Source organism: Sphingobacterium tabacisoli (assembly GCF_017908035.1).
Taxonomy (GTDB): Bacteria; Bacteroidota; Bacteroidia; order Sphingobacteriales; family Sphingobacteriaceae; genus Sphingobacterium; species Sphingobacterium tabacisoli.
On record NZ_JAEQMU010000002.1, the window covers coordinates 500,907 to 522,190 of the forward strand.

Consider the following 21,284-nt stretch of genomic DNA (forward strand, 5'->3'; position numbering starts at 1 on the left):
TTTTATTGTCCTGGGCAAATCAGCCATTGGAGGGAAGTTTAGAATTTGAAATTCCAGGTTACAGATGGAATGGGAGTTCCGAAAATACTAGTCTGTACCGCCTCCGTGGTATTCGGAATATTTTTACTATCTCTAAAGTTTATTTGATATGCATCCTTGTGTCCGTAGACGTTATAAACACCAAAAGTCCAACTTGAAACGAAGCCTTTTTTTGTTTTTCCTTCATAAGTTGCCGCAATGTCAAGTCTATGGGTGTCGGGTTGACGGTATGCATTTCTATCTGAATAGGAATAGACCGTGTTTCCGTCTACAAGATATTTTCCAGTGGGGTAGGTGACCGCTTTTCCCGTTCCGTAGATGAAATTGCTGGAAAAGGTCCAGTGGTCATTGTATTTGTAGATGCCGACAACGGATAGATCATGTGTCCTATCGTGGCTGGAAGGGAAATAGTTCCCATTGTTTATACCTTCAAATCTGCGCTCAGTTTTGGATAGGGTGTAACCAATCCAGCCATTTAGTTTGCCCTGTTTTTTCTTAAAGAAAAACTCTGCTCCGTATGCTCGGCCTTCCCCGTAGAGGAGTTGGGACTCTACATCTTGGTTGACTAATAACTGGGCGGCGTCTTTATAGTCAATTTGGTTTTTCAAATCTTTATAGTAGATTTCGGTAGAGAATTCGTAGGTGTTTTCCCTGAAATTTCGGAAGTACCCTATGGAAAGCTGATCTGCGATTTGAGGTTTGATATTTTCACTGCTCATTACATACAAATCTGTAGGGCTTGAGCTCGTCGAATTGGTCAACAAATGTATGTTTTGTGTATTCCTATTGTAAGAGGCTTTTACGGATTGTTGCGGATTGAACATGTAGCTCATACTAAATCGCGGTTCTAGGTTTAAGTAGTTTTTGATAACTTCTCCCGAATGATATGTTTTGGAACTAACGATGTCGCCTTTGTCATCGTAGCGGGCAAATGTGCCTGGACCTATAAGCAACATGCTACTCAAACGCATCCCATAAACCATGCTCAATTTATTGTTCAAACGCCATTCATCACTCATGTATGTTGCCATTTCATACCCGTAGCGGTGCTCAACTTTTATGGGGTTGAAACTGGAGCTGGCCGTCGTTGAAATTTCGCCGGGAGCGATGTCATGACGCACAGCCTGCAGACCAAATTTTAAAGTGTGGTTGTGAGCAACATAGTACTCAAAGTCTTGTTTTAAATTCAAATCCATTATCCTGGATGTAATTTTGAAACCATCATTACGGTCTAGTCCTTCGATAGTATAGCTGTATTTGCTGTAGATTAGTGATGTATTAGAGAATAGTTTGTTGTTAAAAATATGGTTGAATCTTAGGGTTCCGGTCGCATTTCCCCAATTTGTCCCGAATATATCCTGAAGTCCAAGTACATCTTTTCCAAAATAACCCGACAGAAAAATTGCATTTTTATCATTAAAACGATAGTTGACTTTAGCATTGATGTCATAAAAGTATAGGGTGCTTTTATTGACTGTAGAGTCTGGAGATAATTTTAGGAATAAATCGGCATAGGTGCGGCGTGCTGAAACCATAAACGCTCCTTTGTCTTTGATTAAAGGACCTTCTATTTTAATTCGTGACGCAATAAGACCAATTCCTCCTTGGATACTTGTCTTTTTGTTGTTTCCTTCATTCATTTTTACATCTAATACAGAGGATAATCTCCCGCCATATTCTGCAGGCATTCCTCCTTTATAGATATTGACATCTTTAATCGCATCGGAGTTAAAAGTAGAAAAGAACCCTAAGAGATGGGACGAATTGTATACAGTAGCCTCATCCAATAGAATTAGATTTTGATCAGAGCCACCGCCCCGTACATAGAATCCGGTATTCCCCTCCCCAGAAGTTTTAATTCCGGGCATTAGAGTAATGCTTTTTAATATATCTTGTTCACCCAATACAACAGGAAGTTGGTTGATCTGGGCCATGTTGAGTTTTTCGAACCCCATTTGTGGCGAAGATATGTTTTTGTTGTTCTTACGGTTTGACGAGATGACAACTTCATCAATTAATGTCTGGGATTGTAAGGAAAGATGTAGGGAGACATCTTTCTCTAGCGTAATGGTATCTGTGAGCGTTTTATAACCTATAAAGGAAGCCGTTAAGATATAGCGGCCTTGGGGAGCTGTTATCGAATAGAAGCCATAGGCATTACTTAAGCCATTGGTTTGAGCAATTTCTTTCAACCTGACGGTTGCTCCAATGAGTGTTTCGCCGGAGGAAGCGTCTGTTATTGTCCCTGATATGGTATGTCTTTTTTGAGCATAACACAGTGAAGTAATGAAAATAAGGGATAGCAAAATATAAATCCGTTGCATTTTTTAAATTTTGCAACGAATGTAAGTTTTAATGTGAAGCAGCATCTATTTATTATATGAAACACGGGATAAATTATATTAACCCTTAGTTTTGACCTTTTTTATAACTGTTCGATGCTCTCTGTAAAGAAGTTCTTTTTTCGCTGGTAATGACTCCGTTTATTTTGTATATATATCCACTTTAAGCATATTTTCAAAATACAGTGTGTCAGATTTTGTTTGTAGTTTTATCGAAGTCTGTTTAAGGTCAGGACTGATATTTAAGACTAAGTCGATCGGTTCGTTAGGATGCTGTGTTGTAATTTGATCAAAAAGTCTAAACACTTCGTTTTCCTCAAACTCGAGGTAGGCATTATGTTTTTTTCCATCCTTAAAGAAGGTGAAGTTTATATAGTCAGGTATAGCTAGTGGCTGATACTGCTGTTGTGTGATTTCTTCATTAAAGAATTGGTATCGTTCACCATTAAATAAACGGAACATTAGTTTTGCCTTTGTTTGTCCAAAATCGTTTATAGTAATTCTCCAGTTGTTTTTTTTACGGTATTTGCTTGTCCAAGTCCCGAAAGGAATAGGTCGGTTGTTATGTACTATTTTTCTAAATTGTACATTGTCCTCACAAAGGCAGGTATCATGGAGTACCTGCTGCCGTATCTCATCTGTTACGATGTCATAGTCTTTTAGCTGATCGATACTTAGTTCTTTTGCTTTGAATACTTCAATCTCTCGGGTATCATTAAAACTTGAAATCCACAACACAACATCTCCTCCTGGTGCAATACCTGCAATGAGCTCGTTGTAATTGGACTGTATAATTTGATCCAATTTACCACTCACGTCATGCTTTAGCCCTTGTTTGAAGTACTCGGATATTTTTGACTTATTTAATTTTGTATTTAAGCTGTAGTACTTGTTCTCTAGAAAAGAATACCAGTACAGCTTTAAGCTATCCGGTATTACGATTGGACCTTCGTCAGAAGATTTGAAGGTTGTTTCTCCATTGCCCCATTGATTTGAATACACCTTTTGCGTTTCCAAAAGAGTAACCGGATTACGATCCCCCTTTACACTCATGACAAATCGACTTTCAGAAAGTAGTTGTATAGGGTAGCCCTCAGGCGTTGCTATTCCTTGCTGATAATCGTATTTTTCTGTTTGTTGGTAGACGCGCTCATTACTGTACCTTGCGCGTTCTTCTCTAGAAGTAGCCCACAGTGTGATAGCACATGTTATCATAAAGCATATTGCGGTAATATTGAAGGCCAGGGCTTCTTTATTAAAAACCCAACCCATCAGGAGAAGGACGAGAAATTGAATAGGAATAGCGAGCAGTATCAGTGCTATGACTAACAATTCCTGCGGTACGTAGGAACTGTTGTGAACAATTTGAAACCGTAGAAAAAAGAAGTAAATAAGCAAATTGAATAATCCAACACCAGTGGCAAGGAGAAAGAGTTTGAGATAGTAATTCATTTGTATTGCTGTTTTATTTATCTTTTTTAATTGACGTCTCTAATAATGTCTCCCCCCAGGCGTTTAATTTCCACAGTACTTCTACCAATTTGTCTCCAAGAGGTGTGAGTGAATACTCAACACGAGGTGGAAGTTCGTTGAAGCTTGCTTTTTGTAGGATACCAGCTTGCTCAAGTTCTTTTAGCTGTTGGTTGAGCACACGCCTGTCTACTTTTGTAATTCCTCTTAATATTTCGCTTGGCCTTTTCTCGCCCTCATTTATGCGCCATACAATGGGAACTTTCCATTTTCCACTAATGGCATTGACTGCAAATTCTAACGGACAAATTTTTTCTTCTATTGCTCTTTCCTTTGTTTTCATCAGTTGTTTTATTTTTTTATTGGATGATGAGAGCTCCCGCGATGTTATCGTGGTCGGTTTCACAAAATTGACTTTTTTATCCCATAGGGGCAATAATATGCGGTATTGTGGTTTCCAATTTACTTTTAAAACTTTGTAAAAATAATAAAGAAAAAATGAAAAAATTAGCCGAACAGATTAATACCCTGAATGAAGGTTTAGCAGAGCAACTTCCAGTAGAAATTTTGGAGATATTTGGTAGATCAATTGCAGACTTGCAAGCTCAGAAATATAAAGAGAACAGCATTCTAGTAGGTCAGACATTTCCTGAGTTTCGCTTACCCAATACCAACAATGAAGATATTGCGTTAAAAGACATTTTAAAAAGTGGTAAAGTGATTATTGCTTTCTTTCGTGGCAGTTGGTGCCCTTATTGTAACTTGGAGTTGAAGGCTTTACAGGAGAACCTAAAGGCGATCACCGATAGGAAAGCTACGCTTGTTGCGATTTCACCACAAACTATTGCTCATAATGTGAGTATGAAAACGGACTGTCAGTTGGAGTATGAGTTGTTGACGGATAAGGATAACATATTGGCCAAGGATATAGGAATTAGTTTTGCTCTTCAAGAATATGTTATTCCAACTTACCAGGGGTTAGGAATAGATCTGTCGTTATACAATGGTAATTCAACTAATGAACTACCTATGCCCGCGGTTTTTTTGCTAGATACAGACGGTACTATTTTATATAAATTTGTAGAAGAAAATTATATGCAAAGAGTTGATATTGAAGAATTGATTGGAAACCTATGAGTGAAAGTAAACGAAAAGGAGCAAGAAGTACCAAAGATATTCCTGTAGAAATATTAGAACAGCTTAATCGCGGTGAGATTGAAACGGCCAACCTTGTGGAGTGGTTGGCCGTAGACCAAAGGCTCCTATTAGAGAATTTGTTGATTAGCAACAATCGGACGGTATATCTTGCGCCTATTTTGTCGAAAATCAATGATTTAGAGAAGAAGACGGTCAATACGATTAATGAAGTAATAGGAGTAACGATTTTCAAACAAGTTGTAGCTCATAATGATTATGAGTTCCTTGAGGTATTAGCGAACCATAAGGCCGATTTGATACGTTGTTGGGCTACCTATACGATTGGTCAGGATGAAAAACTCTCTATAGCGGAATCACTAAGTCGAATACAACCTTTTGCAGCAGATCTTCATTTTGGGGTACGAGAGATTTGTTGGATGGCATTAAGAAATAAAATAGCTCAAAACCTGACTGAGAGTATTGATATACTTTCGGAATGGGCTAAGAGTTCTGATGATAATGTAAGGAGATTTGCTACCGAGGCTATTAGACCTCGCGGGGTATGGTGTACACATATTAACGAACTGAAGGAAAAACCGGAGCTGGCACTGCCGATATTAGAACGATTGAAAGCGGATAGCGCAAGGTATGTCCAAGATAGTGTTGGGAATTGGCTGAACGATGCCAGTAAAAGCCAGCCACAGTTTGTTAAGGAATTATGCAAACGATGGGAGAGTGAAAGTACGGGTAAGGAGACTGCGTACATAGTTAAGAAAGCACTAAGAACGATTAATAAATAATCTAGTAGCCTTCTTCTTGATCATCTCCAGGCGAGCTAGAAGGAGGCCACTTTTTATTTAGAAGCTTTTTTAATCAGTTTGAATGCCCATTCGTAGTGACTTGACGTGGCTGAGACGAGATAAGCTCCGAGAGAAGTGGTACCTGTCCATTTGTATTTTTTCTTCTCAAACAATTCTTCGTTTGTATGGCTTTTGATTATTTCTTGAATCTGATTATATGAGTTTATTAATCGTTGTCTTGTATCGCTTAGAGTTGAATGTTGACACTCTTCCCAAATCTTTTTGTTTAGTTCGGGTGTCTCTTTCCAGGAATAGCCTGTTGCAGGCATGGCTGGCTTTTCTCCTTCGCTACCAATTTTGTACCATTCGAGCATCAATAGGTGCCAATGATGTAGGTGACCTAAGACATCGCGTACATTTCTATTCATCGTTCCCAGAGGGAATTCAGCTTTAGGGTCGGGAAGACTATCAATTAGGGACAATAGTTTGTTAAAGCTACTTTGACTCAGCGTGATTAAAGATTCTTTATTGGTGGGTCTTGCCATTATATTTGAGGTGTTTTCGTCATGAAATTATTAAAGTACTCCAGTTAAGCTATTAGGTTAACAGGTTTGATTGTGCTCAGTTGCTGAATTACGCCTCAATTTAAAGAATAATTATTGATTTTTCTGTTAGGTAGATCATATTTGATTCTAACCATTAATCCTATGATCGCAATCTTTAGATCTATTTTTCTCCAAAGATTCTTGTGAGGTGGATGACGACATGCGTAGGTAAGATTAAGTATATTTGCAACATGAGGACTTCAAACTAAGGGGTATGTACAGTGAAAAGGCGTTATCATTGTTGATTGAGCATTTCCAGGAACTGGTTTCTTTGGATAATCTGGCAATTGACAGTATTGTTACTAAAGTTGATCTTATCAAACTTCGCAAGAAGGAGTTTCTTCTTGAAGAGGGACAGGTTTCCCGTCATATGCGATTTATAGTTGAAGGAAGCCTCCATGTTTATCATATTGACGAAAAAGGCAAGGAACACACAACGCAGTTAGGGATTGAAAATTGGTGGATTAATGACTTGTATAGTTATTTAAGCCAACAGCCTTCAAAAATGTTTATTCAGGCCAATGAGGACACAACAGTCCTGCAGATCAGTAAATCCAATTTAGAGCTGTTATATAAAGAAGTACCGGCGCTATCTGAGTTTTGGCGCTTGAAAATGCAAAATGCCTATGTCAACTTACAGGAGCGGACATTCGAACACGCACGCTTTGATGCTTATTCTAAGTACCGAGCTTTCGTTGGCCAGTACCGTAATATAGAACAACGTTTTCCGCAGTATATGATAGCTTCCTATCTAGGCATTACTGTTGAATATTTAAGCTATCTGAGAAAAAAACACCTAACTGACCTTTCTTAAGAAATCTTAAGTTTATTAGGCTTCGAACAGGATAGTTTTGTCGACATAATTTCAAGCATTGAGATATGAAGATAAGACTACTTTTAATAATGATTGCACTAATGACGCTTAAAACTAATGGACAGAAGCTTTCTTATACCCCCGACTTACTGTTAGGTAACCGCTCTTATGCTTACATGCATAATATCAATTATCATTTTAACAGTTATTTAAAAATCAACAATTTGATTTTGTTTGATACAGAGTATGCTCATGATAAAGAGAATATCTTTTTCATCCGAAATACTTTGTCTTATAGCATCTCCAGAAAAATATCCTTTAATGCTGCTGTAGGTGTTAAAAATCCTGGTAAATTTTTTGGATTATTTGCACAATATCGTACGATTGGCTCTGATTATTCGCTATCCTACTCCATGGGTACTACCTATCAGCGTACGTTTACGCTCGAACAGTCGATTGCCTTTGAATATACCCCTAGTATCATAGAACGGTTAGATGGATATTTTCATGTTTTGGCAATCGTCAATTTAGAACCGGGTAATTATCAAAGGGGGGTGCAACAAGTACAATTGGGACTTAAGCAGCAGCGATTAAACTATGGACTTGCTTTGAACTTAGACCAATGGAATAATAATGAAAAACAATTATATAACACGGGAATCTTTATAAAACACAATTTTTAAATATTTAAAGCAATGAATAGGAATATTGACTTAGGAATTTTTATTAGCAGAGTAGCCATTGGATTCACTATGCTAGTCTATGGGGTAAACAAGTTGGTGCATGGAATAGGTTTTATCACGGGTATGTTGCGTGATTTGGGGTTGCCTTCATTTTTGTCTTATGGTGTCTATTTAGGAGAGATCGTAGCACCTGTACTAATTATCATCGGTTTCAGAACGCGGGTGGCAGGGCTTGTTTTTGCACTCAATTGTCTGACTGCTATAGTTCTTGCTCAGCGAGAGAATTTATTTAGAATTAATGATTTTGGGGGGTGGGCTTTAGAGTTACTGGTAATTTATATGTTGATGGGGGTGTGTTACTGGTTTACAGGAGCAGGTAAATATGCCGTTTCAACATCAAATAGATGGGATTAATGACCAAAAGGCTTTATATCCAAACCGGATACTACGTAACAAACGGTTTGGATATAATTTATATTTTTTCACATGCCTGGGAGAAATCCAGAATGAGGTCTTCAATGTTTTCTATGCCGACTGAAATCCGAAGCATTCCTTGATTTATACCGGCGACTTTTTTCTGTTCTGAAGAATGGTGCCCTCCCCACATACTTGCCGGATGTACAATTAAAGATTCCACACCGCCAAGGCTTGCCGCATTGGCAAATATTTTTAAGTTTTTCAGGATTATCTGTGCATGTTTATATTGTTCTTCTTCTGTCATGCCAGCAACTTCAATACATAGCATTCCTGTAAACCCTTTCATTTGTCTTTTTGCCAATTCATGCTGTGGGTGAGAAGGTAGACCTACATAAGCAACCGATTTGATATAGTGGCTTTGTTCCAACCACTCCGCAAGTAGTTGGGCATTCTCATTTACTTGCTTGACCCGCATGGAAAGTGTTTTTAGACCTCGAAGTAATAACCACGAATCGAATGGGCTTAAACTCGCTCCCAAAACTAAAGACCGTCTCCAGGCGTTATGAATAAAATCTTTGGAGCCACAGATTGCACCTGCGGTTAGGTCAGAATGTCCTCCCAAGTATTTGGTCGCGCTATGAACGACCACATCTATTCCAAATTCGGAAGGAGTCTGATTTATTGGAGAGGCAAAAGTATTGTCTACCATCGTTAAAATGCCTTTTTCTTTTCCTATTTTTCCAATGAATGAAAGGTCTGTAATATCTAGATTGGGGTTAGAAGGAGTTTCTATATAGATCAGTTTAGTGTTTGCTCTTATTGCTTTTATAAAAGCATCATTGTCTGTTTGGTTGACATAAGTGACCTGTACACCATAATCTGTTAAGAATTCCTTTAAAAAGAGAGAGGCACCTGAATAGTGCGATTGTTGAGCTACCACATGGTCTCCAGCCTTAACAGTAGCAAGTACAGCTGTGCTTATGGCTGCCATACCTGTGGCTAGAACAAGTGCATCTTCTGTCTTTTCCAATGAAGCTAAAATCGATGCGACTTGGCTATTGGTCGGGTTGCCGTGCCGGTGGTAAAACTCAGGATATTTTGTTTCACTGGCCGCAATAATATATTCATCAAGATTGTCGCTGGCGAGGTATGTTGATGTTTGAAATATAGGAGTTACTACGGCGTTGGTCCGGTTGTACTCTTTTCCCATATGTATACTGTCGGTTTCTAATCTTGACATAGTTGAGGAGATTTAGTTAGGTTCTAATGTACGAATAAATCAACGAACTTGATTTATGAAAAAGATCATTAGCTACCCCTGCTAATACTTTTTCTTTTAAGAATGTTAAGAAGATTGGAAGATATCGCATATTGAAATAGTTATTTTAATGCGCAGTAACATAGCTGTTTACTGTTTTTGTGAGAAAATAGCAGTAAAATCTGTAGCAAGTAACTTCGGTTTGTTCCTCTTTGCGCAACACCCTTATGTATAATTAATCTAAATAAAATATGTTGAGAGTTACAGCGGTAGCGATTATATTTTTAATACACTTATCTTTTTTAGGGATCGCCCAAGACAATGGGAGTATATTAGGTCGGGTTTTAAATAGTTCAAATACGGAGATACCATCTGCTTCGGTTAGCATAAAAGGATTAAAGTATGCTTGCAAAGCAGATCGTAATGGTGACTATAAATTAACAGCTGTTCCGGCAGGTACATATATGTTGGTTGCTTCAGCAATGGGTTATAAGACACAGGAAGTAAAAATTAAGAGTAATGGCACAACTCCCATAACATATGTTTTTATCCTCGAGACTGATCATCGGGAATTAGAACAAATCGATATTTTGGGAAGGTCAGAGACCGATGAGATTAATAGACAGGCCTATAATGTCACCGCTATAGATGCTAAGAAGCTAGCAAACACTACTATGGATATTGGTCAAGCGCTAAATCGTGTTTCTGGTGTGCGTATCCGAGAGAGTGGGGGGATGGGATCTAATATGAATATTTCTTTAAATGGGTTTTCTGGAAACCAGGTTAAAGTTTTTATTGATGGGTTGCCTATGAGTAACTTTGGGTCATCTTTTCAGTTAAATAATATTCCTATCAATTTTGCGGAGCGAGTCGAAGTGTATCGTGGAGTAGTGCCTGTTTGGTTAGGCGGCGATGCTTTGGGAGGAGCAATCAATATTGTAACTAGAACTGATCCTGGAAAATATGTGGATGCTTCTTATTCTTACGGATCTTTTAATACGCACAAAACAAGTGTTAATGCGGGTTTTGTTGGAAAATCAGGATTAACCTTTCAATTAAATGCTTTTCAGAATTATTCTGATAATAATTACTGGGTCGATGTTGATATACTAAATGTAGACAGGGCAGATAGGGAGAAATACCGGACTTATACTTATGACCAGCGGGTAAGACAGTTTCATAATAAGTATCATAATGAAACTTTGGTGGCTAATATTGGTGTCTCTAATAAAAAATATGCTGATCAGCTTTTATTCGGGATTACCCTTGGACAGAATAAGAAAGAGATTCAGAATGGAAACCATATGAAAACGGTATATGGAGGGCGTGAATCGCTAGGAAATATCGTACAACCTAGCTTTAAATATGTGAAGAATAATCTTTTTACAGAAGGGTTGAACGTGAGTATGAGCGGACGCTATAATCTAGGAAAAGAGCGTACACTAGATACAGTCGCTAGAAGGTTCAATTGGGCAGGTGAGTCTGAACCCAAATATCCAGATAATCCCAATCAGAAAGGAGGGGAAGACGAATTGCGCGACTACCGATATAGAAATAATAATTCGGTGTTTTCGGCAAATGTCAACTATACTTTTCATGAAAAACATAGTTTGATCTTAAATCATCAGTTTACTGGCTTCAATCGTAAAGGGTATAACAGCTTACAGCCCGATCTACTGGATAATAATATTCCGAATAAGACCTTTAAAAATATCACAGGTCTAGGTTATGGTTATGCGATTAATACAAAATGGAATGTCAACGTGTTTACAAAGTATTATCATCAGAAAACGGTATCAAATACACTTAACAGTGGGACTATCGTACGTCAGGATACCAGTACAGGGTATGGTGGGTATGGCATTGCGACTACTTATTTCATTATTCCAGATTTACAGCTTAAAACTTCCTTCGAGCGGGCAATACGCTTGCCTGAAAATACGGAGCTTTTTGGTGATTTAGAAAACCAATCTCCTAATCCCAGATTGCGACCCGAAAGCAGTTATAATTTCAATTTTGGTATCAGCTACTTCAAGAAGTTTGGTGACTCCCATCGTATGAGTATTGATGCAAATTATCTTTATAGAGATGCTAGGGATTTTATCAGACCATTTACAGGACAGGAAGATGTCAATGGGAAGCGAAAAATGCAGTATGTGAATCTGCGCAAAGCGGTCAATAATAGTTTTGATATCAATATGCGTTATTATTATAAAAGCCTACTTTCTTTAGGAGGAACAATGACCTATCAAAATCTGCTTAATAATACGAAAGTGGAACCTAGTAAAATTGTCGAAAGTAGCATCTACAAGAATCGTTTGCCTAATATACCGTATACCTATGGCAATTTTGATGCGAATGTCTATTTTCAAGATTTCTTGGATAAAGGCGCGGTTCTCAATGTAGGGTATAACCTATTGTATGTACATGATTTTTTCCTGGATTGGGCTAGTTATGCCACTCCCTCCGCACGGTTTGTGGTGCCCTCACAATTATCACATGACCTTAACTTAGTGTATACGCTAAAATCAGGTAAATACAATATCGCCTTTGAATGTCTGAATTTTACAGATGCAAAACGTTATGACAACTTTGCTTTGCAAAAACCAGGTAGAAGTTTCAATCTTAAACTCCGATACTTTATTAAAAACAATAACATTTAATTATTATAATCATGAAAAAAAGAACGTTACTAAACTCATTATTAATGTTGGGGGTATGCTCAACCGCATTATTCTCCTGTAGCAAGGATAAGAATGATGACAATACACCTGTAGTGGAAAATCCCTCTACGTTTGTATTTGTAGTAAATGCGGATGGCTCTTCAGAAGGAGGAAGTGCAGGATCATATGTTGTAAATGTGGATGACGTCACTAAGGGACAACTGAGTATTATCGGAAATGGGATACCTTCCAATGAGTTTTACTTTAACGTACAGAACAACTATGTATTCGGTCTAACCTACAGCAACGAAGGTCCTATGACGCCTTACGGCTTTAACGAGAAAGGTGAATTGACCCGTTTTGATAGAAAAACAATTAATACCATACGTCCAGGGATATACGGCAACTATGGTAGCAAAAATATTATCATTGGTTCTACCAATAGAGCGCTTACTAATCCTGTAGCTACACTTTTGAACGTTGATGTGGAAGCTAATAGAATCCAAAGTGAGAGTACGTTAAATCTTTCAACGGATATTGCTGGTGCGGGACGCATGATTGCTTGGACAGGCTTATTCCAAGTTGGAGATAAGATTTATGTTCCTTATCAAATTACAGAAGGAGTGGGTAATTGGGGCGGAGAAATTGTTGAACAGAATAAGGCGACAATTGCGATATTCGATTATCCAGGTCTTAAATTGGTAAAGAAGATAGAGGATGACCGTGGTAGTTATATCGGAAACTGGGGAAGTAATCAAGGAATTGGTATAAGTGCTAATGGCGATGCCTATACCTGGTTTACTGCTGGAGAGAAATCAAAAAACAAATCAGGAATTTTACGTATTAAAAAAGGAACAGATGAGTTTGACAAGTCTTACTTCTTTAATGTAGAAGATTTAGGGAAAGGAAAAATCGCACGTGGCAATCACTTGAGTGGTGACAAGTACTTAATGACGATGTATCAGACTGCGGAGACTGGTGGTACTGCAGGTGGTAAGGTCAATCTTGCCATTGTGGACGTTGCCCAAAAAACTTTAATTGAAGTAAAAGGTGCTCCAGATCACGATCAATCTTCATACAATAATAAGGTATATACAGAGAAAAATGGTAAAACGGCCTATTATGTTTTACAAGACCCTGCTGATGGCGAGTTTTATGTATATGTAATTGATGTAGCTACAGCAAAAGCAACTAAAGGTCTGAAATTCGTAGGGATATCTGATGTTAATGCAATTAGCAAGTTAGAAACAGGGGTTAATTAGTGTATAGTTTTAACCGTATAGAAAAAGGCGATCAGAACGAAAGTTTTGATCGCCTTTTTTATACTTTTCATGGACGGTCTTAAGTCGTAGTATGGTCTAAATTAGTTTTTTTCTTTGGATACATTTTAGTAAATACATATACCGTTAACACTGCTAATGGAAATGAAATCAAAGCTGGATTTTCCAATTGATGCAATGCATTCTCAGCTCCAAGTCCATATTTATCCCACATTGTTGGTGATGTTAAGATAATTGCTAATGAGGAAATAATTCCTGTCACTATTGAGGCCGCTATTCCTGTAGAGGAGGTTTTTTTCCAGAACAGTAAGAAAAGAATCGCGGGCAGATTAGCCGAAGCTGCAATAGCAAAAGCCCATCCAACTAAGAACGATACATTGATTCCCTGAAAAGCCATCCCTAAAAGTATTGCAAATACACCGACTATTACAGCTGCTATTTTTCCAACTTTAACCTTTTTGTCATCATCTAAGTTTTTCTTAAGATATACATCGATAAAATCGTGGGCTATAGCTCCGGAAGATGCTACTATAAGCCCCGCTACCGTTCCCAATACAGTTGCAAAGGCAACGGCTGATATAATAGAAAATAAGGCTGCACCAAAAGCTCTAGCAAGAAGAGGGGCTGCCATATTACTGGATTCCACATCCATAACGCCATTTACTCCTGCACCAAGTCCGATAAATAGGGTCAGGATATAGAATCCACCGATAGCGGCTATCGCCAATATTGTTGATTTTCGCGCATCTCTAGGAGTCTTTACCGTGTAGTAGCGGATCAGGATATGAGGTAGAGCCGCGGTTCCTAAAAATAGAGCTAGCATTAGTGATACAAAATCCATTTTACTCCATAGGTTCGCGTCACTCCCGATTTTATATTTTAGACCAGGAAGCATAAACTTAGAACCGGAGGTTACCTCAGGATAATAGATAGAAACCTGTTCATTACCATCTGTTAGTTTTACCTGTAAGAATCGCACGATCTCGCTGTCTTTTATAGTGGATAAGAACTCAAATGGACCGAGTGGGCCTGTTTGGGATAGCTCTTGACCATTTACAATAATCTTGCTTAAGTGGCCTACTTGATAGAACTTCCTATTGTCTTTGGACTCACCGTTGTATAATGTCGTGCCATCAGCTTTTTTGGTAATGGTCAGTGTTTCTTTTAATAAATTGTCCTCATTTTGTGTCCATTCAAACCATCTTTCGATACCATTTTGAGCTAGTTTAACAAAAGTCTTATCACCTATTTGTTGTTGTGTGATAACACTCCAATTTGGAACAGATACGATCTGGTCATTTTTGACTTCAGGTGTCAGCTCCATAAACTTATGGTAGGTATTTTCATTGAATTCCGGCGGAGTGGATAGCCCGTTTTTTAAGATATACACCGTCAATACTGTGGAGAGCACAATGAGTAATCCCCCTTTTAGAAACTGAACATAAGTTGTTGATGCCATACCAGCACTCGCGACAATAGCGATTACAATAGCGCCAACCAAAATTACACCAGCCCAGTGTGGCAATCCTAATAGAGGCATCACAAGGTCTCCGGCACCAACCATCTGGGGGATAAGATAAAAAATGGATATAATTAAAGTACTTATAGATGCTGTCAGAGTAATCGCTCTTGAATTGAATTTAGCATTTAGGGCATCGGTGAATGTGTATTTTCCGAGTCTTTTAAAGGGCTCGGCAATAAGGAATAGAGCAACTATCCAGCCTGCTAAAAAGCCGATTGCATATAAAAAACCATCAAAACCAGCGATAGCAATCATACCACATATCCCTAGGAAAGATGCCGCAGAGAGATAGTCTCCTGCGAAAGCGATACCATTTACCGCCCAATGAATCTGTCCGCCCGCAGCATAGTAAGAGGAAGAAGAACTTTTTTTACGCCCAAAGTAAAATGATAGTCCGAGGACTAGGCCGACGAAAACAAAGAAGAATGCTAGGGCCGTGAAAGAGATATCATATATCATTTGCTGTCTCCTTCCGTTAGATTTTCTGTTTCTTCTGCTTGATCTTCGTACTTAGTACAGTAATAATTATAAATTATGCCTAAGACAACGGCAAAAACGATTAGCCCGATACCGTATGTTAGCGCCAGGTTGAGTCCCCAGAATACCGTTGTGGCTAATAACTCGTATTTGAATACGCCTAAAATTACAAAACCTGCATAGCAGATTAAATAAACAAAAAATAGGCGTACGCCCAATTTGGATTTCTGCTGAGTTACAATCTCTTTTTCTTCAGCACTGTTGTTGACATGCATAAGTTTAAGGCTTACTAAATTTATAATCTGGTTTAAATCTTTATAAAATCGAAAACGACTTCTTTACAATTTTACAAAAAAAAACGGAAAATAATACGTTTATCTCACCGTGCCAAGTAATTTTTAGTTAGACTTATATATTTAGTCGGGTTTCTTCTAGTCACTCATTAGGCAGAGCTTTGGAGGTACTGTAGTTTGAATTCATAATACCGTAGTACCAATTTGTACTACGTTAACAGGTTTTGATATAAATCAGAGAGCAGATTGTTTTACCTCTTGGATTGTCTGATTTACTCGCGGATTTTTTAAATAAGGTAATAAAGTTTTAAACTAGGTTAATATCGTTTACAAATGAGATGTTAGTTTTATTTACTTTTAAGTGCAACTGAAGAAAACCTTAAAGCCTTAGTTTTTATTATATAAGTATATAGCATGACAATTTTTAATCAAATACTGTTGACCGGGTGCGGTGTCCTGGTCTCTTTGCAAACATTTGCTCAACAAAAGAATGTCGCAAACACACTTCCTACAAAGAATACCTATGCTGTTACTGCCACAGATACACATGCCGATATTATTCAAAAGGCAGCGCACATAGTGCCCACCCCAAAACAGTACGAAGCACTACAGAACGAATTTATCGCCTTTATACATATGGGCCCCAATACCTTCACGAAAATGGAATGGGGAAATGGTAAAGAAGATCCGCGTATTTTTGATTTGAAGGAGTTGGATACTGATCAATGGTGTCGCACGATGGAATCTGCTGGGATGAAGAAAGTAATACTGACAGTCAAGCACCACGACGGATTCGTTTTATGGCAAAGTAGATATACAGATCATGGGATCATGTCTACGGGGTTTAGAAATGGGAAAGGTGATATATTGAAGGATCTGTCTGCTTCCTGTCAAAAGTACGGATTGAAATTGGGTATATACCTTTCTCCGGCGGACTTGTTTCAGATCGAAAATGAAAAGGGGCTGTACGGTAATCTAAGCCACTACACGAATCGTACTATCCCTAGACAGGTTGAAGGGAGACCATTTAAGAACAAAACCACCTTTCAGTTTGAGGTAGATGATTATAATGAATATTTCCTGAATCAGCTTTTCGAATTGCTTACAGAATATGGGCCGGTACACGAACTTTGGTTTGATGGGGCACATCCTAAAACAAAAGGCGGGCAAAAGTATAATTATGCGGCCTGGAGGGAGTTGATTAATAAATTAGCGCCCGATGCTGTTATTTTTGGAAAGGAAGATATACGTTGGTGTGGTAATGAATCTGGAGGTACACGTAAAACCGAATGGAATGTGATTCCTTATGATGTGGACCCACATAAGTTGGAAGGGTTTAGGGATCTTACGGATGAAGATTTAGGAAGCAGGGAAAAACTGTATTCAGCCAACTATCTTCATTATCAGCAGGCAGAGACTAATACTTCCATACGTGAAGGTTGGTTTTATCGAGATGATGTGCATCAGAAAGTACGAAGTGCTGACGATGTTTTTGATATTTACGAACGGGCTGTTGGCGGTAACAGTACCTTTCTTTTAAATATTCCGCCAAATCGGGAAGGTCGGTTCTCCGACGAAGATGTACAGGTGCTGACAGAAGTGGGCAAAAGAATCAAAGAGGGGTATACGAACAATCTTCTTCAAAAAGCAACAGCCCCTAAGGAACTCTTGGATAAAGATCAAGCCACCGTATTTACAGTAAAAGATGGTGTAATAGAATTTAAAACAGCACAACCCGTACGCATTAATCGCTTTGTAATACAAGAGGCTGTCCAGCAAAATGGCGAACGCATCGAAAGACATGCTGTTGATATGTGGAAAGACGGATCTTGGACACAGATTGCTGAGGCAACAAATGTGGGGTACAAAAGGATACTACGATTCCCTACTGTAGAGACTAGTCGGTTGAGGTTACGTATACTGGAGAGTAGGGCTATCCCTGTGTTGACGACAGTGGGAGCCTATTTGGTTCCAGTGAGACCTCCTCAGCTAGCGATTCAACGTGATCTGGAGGGTAAGGTCGAAATTAAGCCACACCAACATGAATTCGGATGGAAGCCACATGGTGAAGATGTGCTTGCTAACTTACAATCTGAATACCATATTTATTATACTACAGACGGTTCTGAGCCAACCATTAAATCGCAGTTGTATTCAGGAGTCTTCTTGCCAACTACCAATGGTATCAAGGCTGTAGCTATAGATAGCGATGGGCAAAGGGGAGCTGTTGTAGAGGAGACTTTAGGTATAGCCAAGCGAGAGTGGAAAGTACGGTCGAGTAGTGGATCGCGCGAAAAGTTTTCTGCGGATAAAGCGATTGATGGAAATGAAAATTCGTTCTGGCATTCGCAATCTACAGGTGCAGACCAATTTATCGAAATAGACTTAGGTCGTGCTTATGACGTTTCGGGATTTGCTTATACACCCCAACGCAAAGATGGAGAGGGTATGATGGCCAAGGGGGTGTTAAAAGTAAGTGTTGATGGTGAAAATTGGCAGGACGCTGAAGATTTTGAATTTGGCAATTTAATTAATGATCCTTCGAAAAGAAAGCATTTATTCAGAAATAAGATTAATACACGTTATGTTCGTGTTATATCAACCGAAATCACAGGAGGTGGCAACTCATTGAGTATTGCTGAACTTGATTTTTATAACTAGTCACTAAACTTAATATGCATATTTTGAATACTTTAGTAAAACTAGGAATGGCGGGACTTCTATTGTGGGGACAAAGTGGCGCAATACAGGCTCAAATCATTGCTAAAGGCAGACCATTTTTGGAGATGGCAGATCCGACGGCAGACACACTTTCTGACTGGTCTACTGTAAACGCAGGACTTAACAGTTCTTTTGTCTCGATAGATAAGCGCTATGCGCGGTCTTTAGCGCCTCAGGTGTCCATGCGAAAGAAAATGTTCGTTAAAGGATGGAAGGGTGAGCGTGTCTCTGCACAGCTTCTTTTATGGTCGAAGACAGGGGTAAAAAATGTCTCTTTAGAGATTGGAGATTTCCGTTCGTCAAAACGTTATGAAATTAAAAGTAATGTAGCACAAGCACGCTTTGTGCGCTATGTGATGACTGATGAATATGGCCCTGGTTGTGGCTACCGTAAGCCAAAAGATTTTGCGGCTTCATTGTCACCAGATATGCTGGATGACTTGGATAGCTATGATATCAAAGGTAAAGAAGTGCGCCCGGTGTGGGTTACAGTGGATATCCCTCGAAATAGTGAAAGTGGAATATACAGTACTACAGTCACTGTTAAATCTGGAGAGAAGAAAATAGAGACACTGACATTGGAATTGGAAGTAGTAAATGAATTGTTGCCCGAAGTCAGTCAATGGACATTTCATCTGGATCAATGGCAACATCCATCGGCAGTAGCACGTGTCGAAGGATTGACGATGTGGTCAGATGCACATTTTTCAGCATTGAAGCCTGTGATGAAACGCCTCGCAGATGCAGGACAAAAGGTGATCACAACGACACTTAACAAAGATCCATGGAATGTACAGACGCTAGATCCGTACGCGGATATGATTATCTGGAAGAAGAAAACAGATGGATCTTGGCAGTATGATTACACGGTCTTTGATCGATGGGTTACGCTTATGATGGATCTTGGTGTAAAAAAAATGATCAATTGTTACTCTATTATTCCATGGAATAACATGATTCATTATAAAGATGAAGCCACAGGCAAATTTGTTGATGTGGAGGCGAAGCCTGGGACTGCTGTTTTCGAAGAAATGTGGGCGCCATTTCTTACTGATTTTTCTACTCATCTGAAAGCAAAGGGGTGGCTGTCTATTACTAATATTGCGATGGATGAGCGAGAGGCGGATCAGATGGAAGCAGCCTTCGCCTTGTTGAAGAAGATTGCCCCAGAATTGGGCGTTTCGTATGCGGACAATCAAAAGACGTACAAAAAATTTCCGGATAGTAAAGACATTAGTATTGCTTCGGGGCATCCCTTCTCAAAAGAGGATCTTATCAACCGAAGGGCCATGGGATTGAATAGTACATTTTATGTCTATTGTGGCAATTCTTTTCCTAATCAGTTTACGTTTTCTGATCCTGCCGAGTCGACCTATCTTGCCTGGTATGCTTTAGCGGCAGGTTTTGATGGCGTATTACATTGGGCCTATAATTCCTGGGTTGAAACTCCATTGCAAGATTCCCGATTCCGAACCTGGCCTGCTGGAGATACTTATGTAGTATATCCTCAGAATAGAAGCTCGATACGCTTTGAACGCATGCTGGAAGGTATTCAGGATTATGAAAAAGTACGGGTATTGCGTAAGAAATGGACGGATGCTAAGGAGCAGGATAAGCTGACAAAACTGGACGCTTTGATCCAAAAGTTAGACAATCCGAAACGTACCGAGACATGGAACGAAGATCTTAACCAAGCTAAAGCTTTGTTGAATTAAGTAAACAGATATGCACATAAAACTAGGACAGATTTCCCGTTGTATATTAGGAGGAATTAGCATACTCTTAGGATCCTGCTCTGTATCCAATAGACTGACAGAGCACCCGCAGATCTATATTCAAAAGGAGGGACGTGCGGAAAAAAAGTGGAAATTGATTTGGAAAGATGACTTTAACGAAAGTACATTGGATACGAATAGATGGAGTAGGATACCTGCCGGAACAGCAGATTGGAACAGACATATGAGTACTGATGATAGGTGTTTTGAACTAAAAGACGGACAATTGCATCTTCTTGGAATCAATAATCCTGATACCCTAAGAGATAAACGTCCTTTTATTACGGGAGGCATCTGGAGTAAGGGTAAATTTGCTTTTCAATATGGTCGGATTGAAATCCGCGCCAAACTTGGGAGCGCTCAAGGAGCCTGGCCTGCTATGTGGATGTTGGCAGAGCTGGATAAGTATGGCAAGTATCCCAAAAATGGAGAAATAGATATTATGGAACACCTGAACTTTGATAAGATCATTTATCAGACGACTCATTCTTATTACACGCTGGACCTGGGTGAGAAGACAAAACCACCACATTCTGGAACTGCCGTGATTGATGCAGGAGCCTATAATGTGTATGGCATAAGTTGGTATCCAGATCGTATCGTGTTTCAGCTGAATGGAAAAGACACCTTTACCTATCCCCGTCTCCAGGGCGTTGATTCTTCTCAATGGCCTTATGACCAACCATTTTTTATTTTAATTGATCAGCAGCTTGGAGGTAGTTGGGTGGGCAAGGTCGACCGGAGTCAGTTGCCCGTTGTGATGGAAGTTGATTGGGTAAAAGTATATCAGTAGTAAAGAAACAGGCGTAATCAAGAAGCTGGTCTGCCTGTCGAGTTGCAGTGCATATAGTACTTTTTTGTCATTCTCGTTACTTTTAAAACGTTGGGCAAAAATAAATCATTTGGTAGTTGGATAAAAAACTAAATATAAGGTGTTGATAACGAGGTCTGATTAGATGGTATTGAATCTTTTTTCAATTTTATTCAA

Annotated in this window: 17 protein-coding genes; 10 read left to right on the plus strand and 7 right to left on the minus strand. The window is 39.0% G+C overall.

Annotation, left to right across the window (positions count from 1 at the left end):
- Positions 1 to 38: 38 nt before the first annotated feature.
- The 3 genes from JKG64_RS13125 to JKG64_RS13135 all read right to left on the minus strand — a co-directional run bounded on the left by JKG64_RS13125 (position 39) and on the right by JKG64_RS13135 (position 4,194).
- The gene (locus JKG64_RS13125) at positions 39 to 2,363 is read right to left on the minus strand and encodes a TonB-dependent receptor (RefSeq protein ID WP_210354761.1); all 2,325 of its coding nucleotides are present in this window, start codon (positions 2,361 to 2,363) and stop codon (positions 39 to 41) included.
- A gap of 159 nt (positions 2,364 to 2,522) precedes the next feature.
- The gene (locus JKG64_RS13130; RefSeq protein WP_210354762.1) at positions 2,523 to 3,833 is read right to left on the minus strand and encodes a DUF2931 family protein; all 1,311 of its coding nucleotides are present in this window, start codon (positions 3,831 to 3,833) and stop codon (positions 2,523 to 2,525) included.
- A 13-nt stretch (positions 3,834 to 3,846) separates the two neighbouring features.
- Positions 3,847 to 4,194 (minus strand): winged helix-turn-helix transcriptional regulator, encoded by a 348-nt coding sequence (locus JKG64_RS13135; RefSeq protein ID WP_210354763.1) that lies wholly within the window; start codon positions 4,192 to 4,194, stop codon positions 3,847 to 3,849.
- 155 nt (positions 4,195 to 4,349) lie between these two features.
- Here JKG64_RS13135 and JKG64_RS13140 point away from each other — a divergent pair, with 155 nt between their 5' ends.
- Positions 4,350 to 4,988, plus strand: a complete 639-nt coding sequence (locus JKG64_RS13140; RefSeq protein WP_210354764.1) for a peroxiredoxin-like family protein — start codon at positions 4,350 to 4,352, stop codon at positions 4,986 to 4,988.
- Positions 4,985 to 5,788, plus strand: a complete 804-nt coding sequence (locus tag JKG64_RS13145) for a DNA alkylation repair protein (protein WP_210354765.1) — start codon at positions 4,985 to 4,987, stop codon at positions 5,786 to 5,788. The genes JKG64_RS13140 and JKG64_RS13145 overlap by 4 nt, the downstream gene beginning before the upstream one ends.
- Before the next feature lie 53 nt (positions 5,789 to 5,841).
- On the opposite strand, the gene JKG64_RS13150 is transcribed toward JKG64_RS13145, so the two are convergent.
- Positions 5,842 to 6,333 (minus strand): ClbS/DfsB family four-helix bundle protein, encoded by a 492-nt coding sequence (locus JKG64_RS13150; protein WP_210354766.1) that lies wholly within the window; start codon positions 6,331 to 6,333, stop codon positions 5,842 to 5,844.
- A 274-nt stretch (positions 6,334 to 6,607) separates the two neighbouring features.
- On the opposite strand from JKG64_RS13150, the gene JKG64_RS13155 reads away from it, so the two are divergent.
- From JKG64_RS13155 to JKG64_RS13165, 3 genes are all read left to right on the plus strand, one after another.
- Positions 6,608 to 7,207 carry a Crp/Fnr family transcriptional regulator gene (locus JKG64_RS13155; protein WP_210354767.1) on the plus strand — a complete coding sequence of 200 codons (600 nt, stop codon included), beginning with the start codon at positions 6,608 to 6,610 and terminating at the stop codon, positions 7,205 to 7,207.
- A gap of 65 nt (positions 7,208 to 7,272) precedes the next feature.
- Positions 7,273 to 7,890 carry a hypothetical protein gene (locus JKG64_RS13160; RefSeq protein WP_210354768.1) on the plus strand — a complete coding sequence of 206 codons (618 nt, stop codon included), beginning with the start codon at positions 7,273 to 7,275 and terminating at the stop codon, positions 7,888 to 7,890.
- Between the two features lie 12 nt (positions 7,891 to 7,902).
- Positions 7,903 to 8,304, plus strand: a complete 402-nt coding sequence (locus JKG64_RS13165) for a DoxX family protein (RefSeq protein WP_210354769.1) — start codon at positions 7,903 to 7,905, stop codon at positions 8,302 to 8,304.
- Between the two features lie 58 nt (positions 8,305 to 8,362).
- Here the strand turns inward: JKG64_RS13165 and JKG64_RS13170 are convergent, their stop codons facing one another.
- Positions 8,363 to 9,547, minus strand: coding sequence for a trans-sulfuration enzyme family protein (locus JKG64_RS13170; protein WP_210354770.1), 1,185 nt, complete (start codon positions 9,545 to 9,547; stop codon positions 8,363 to 8,365).
- Positions 9,548 to 9,816: 269 nt separating this feature from the next.
- Between JKG64_RS13170 and JKG64_RS13175 the strand changes: the two genes are divergently transcribed.
- Positions 9,817 to 12,228, plus strand: a complete 2,412-nt coding sequence (locus tag JKG64_RS13175; RefSeq protein WP_210354771.1) for a TonB-dependent receptor — start codon at positions 9,817 to 9,819, stop codon at positions 12,226 to 12,228.
- 11 nt (positions 12,229 to 12,239) lie between these two features.
- Positions 12,240 to 13,490, plus strand: coding sequence for a DUF4374 domain-containing protein (locus JKG64_RS13180; protein WP_210354772.1), 1,251 nt, complete (start codon positions 12,240 to 12,242; stop codon positions 13,488 to 13,490).
- 79 nt (positions 13,491 to 13,569) lie between these two features.
- Here the strand turns inward: JKG64_RS13180 and JKG64_RS13185 are convergent, their stop codons facing one another.
- On the minus strand, positions 13,570 to 15,489 hold the full coding sequence (locus JKG64_RS13185; RefSeq protein ID WP_210354773.1) for a solute symporter family protein: 1,920 nt from the start codon (positions 15,487 to 15,489) through the stop codon (positions 13,570 to 13,572).
- Positions 15,486 to 15,782, minus strand: a complete 297-nt coding sequence (locus tag JKG64_RS13190) for a DUF485 domain-containing protein (protein WP_210354774.1) — start codon at positions 15,780 to 15,782, stop codon at positions 15,486 to 15,488. The genes JKG64_RS13185 and JKG64_RS13190 overlap by 4 nt, the downstream gene beginning before the upstream one ends.
- A 432-nt stretch (positions 15,783 to 16,214) precedes the next feature.
- Here JKG64_RS13190 and JKG64_RS13195 point away from each other — a divergent pair, with 432 nt between their 5' ends.
- From JKG64_RS13195 to JKG64_RS13205, 3 genes are read left to right on the plus strand one after another with little or no spacing between them, the layout of a single operon-like run.
- On the plus strand, positions 16,215 to 18,461 hold the full coding sequence (locus JKG64_RS13195) for an alpha-L-fucosidase (protein WP_210354775.1): 2,247 nt from the start codon (positions 16,215 to 16,217) through the stop codon (positions 18,459 to 18,461).
- A gap of 23 nt (positions 18,462 to 18,484) precedes the next feature.
- Positions 18,485 to 20,236 carry a DUF4091 domain-containing protein gene (locus tag JKG64_RS13200; protein ID WP_246512595.1) on the plus strand — a complete coding sequence of 584 codons (1,752 nt, stop codon included), beginning with the start codon at positions 18,485 to 18,487 and terminating at the stop codon, positions 20,234 to 20,236.
- A 10-nt stretch (positions 20,237 to 20,246) separates the two neighbouring features.
- Positions 20,247 to 21,089 (plus strand): glycoside hydrolase family 16 protein, encoded by an 843-nt coding sequence (locus JKG64_RS13205; RefSeq protein ID WP_210354777.1) that lies wholly within the window; start codon positions 20,247 to 20,249, stop codon positions 21,087 to 21,089.
- Positions 21,090 to 21,284: the final 195 nt, after the last annotated feature.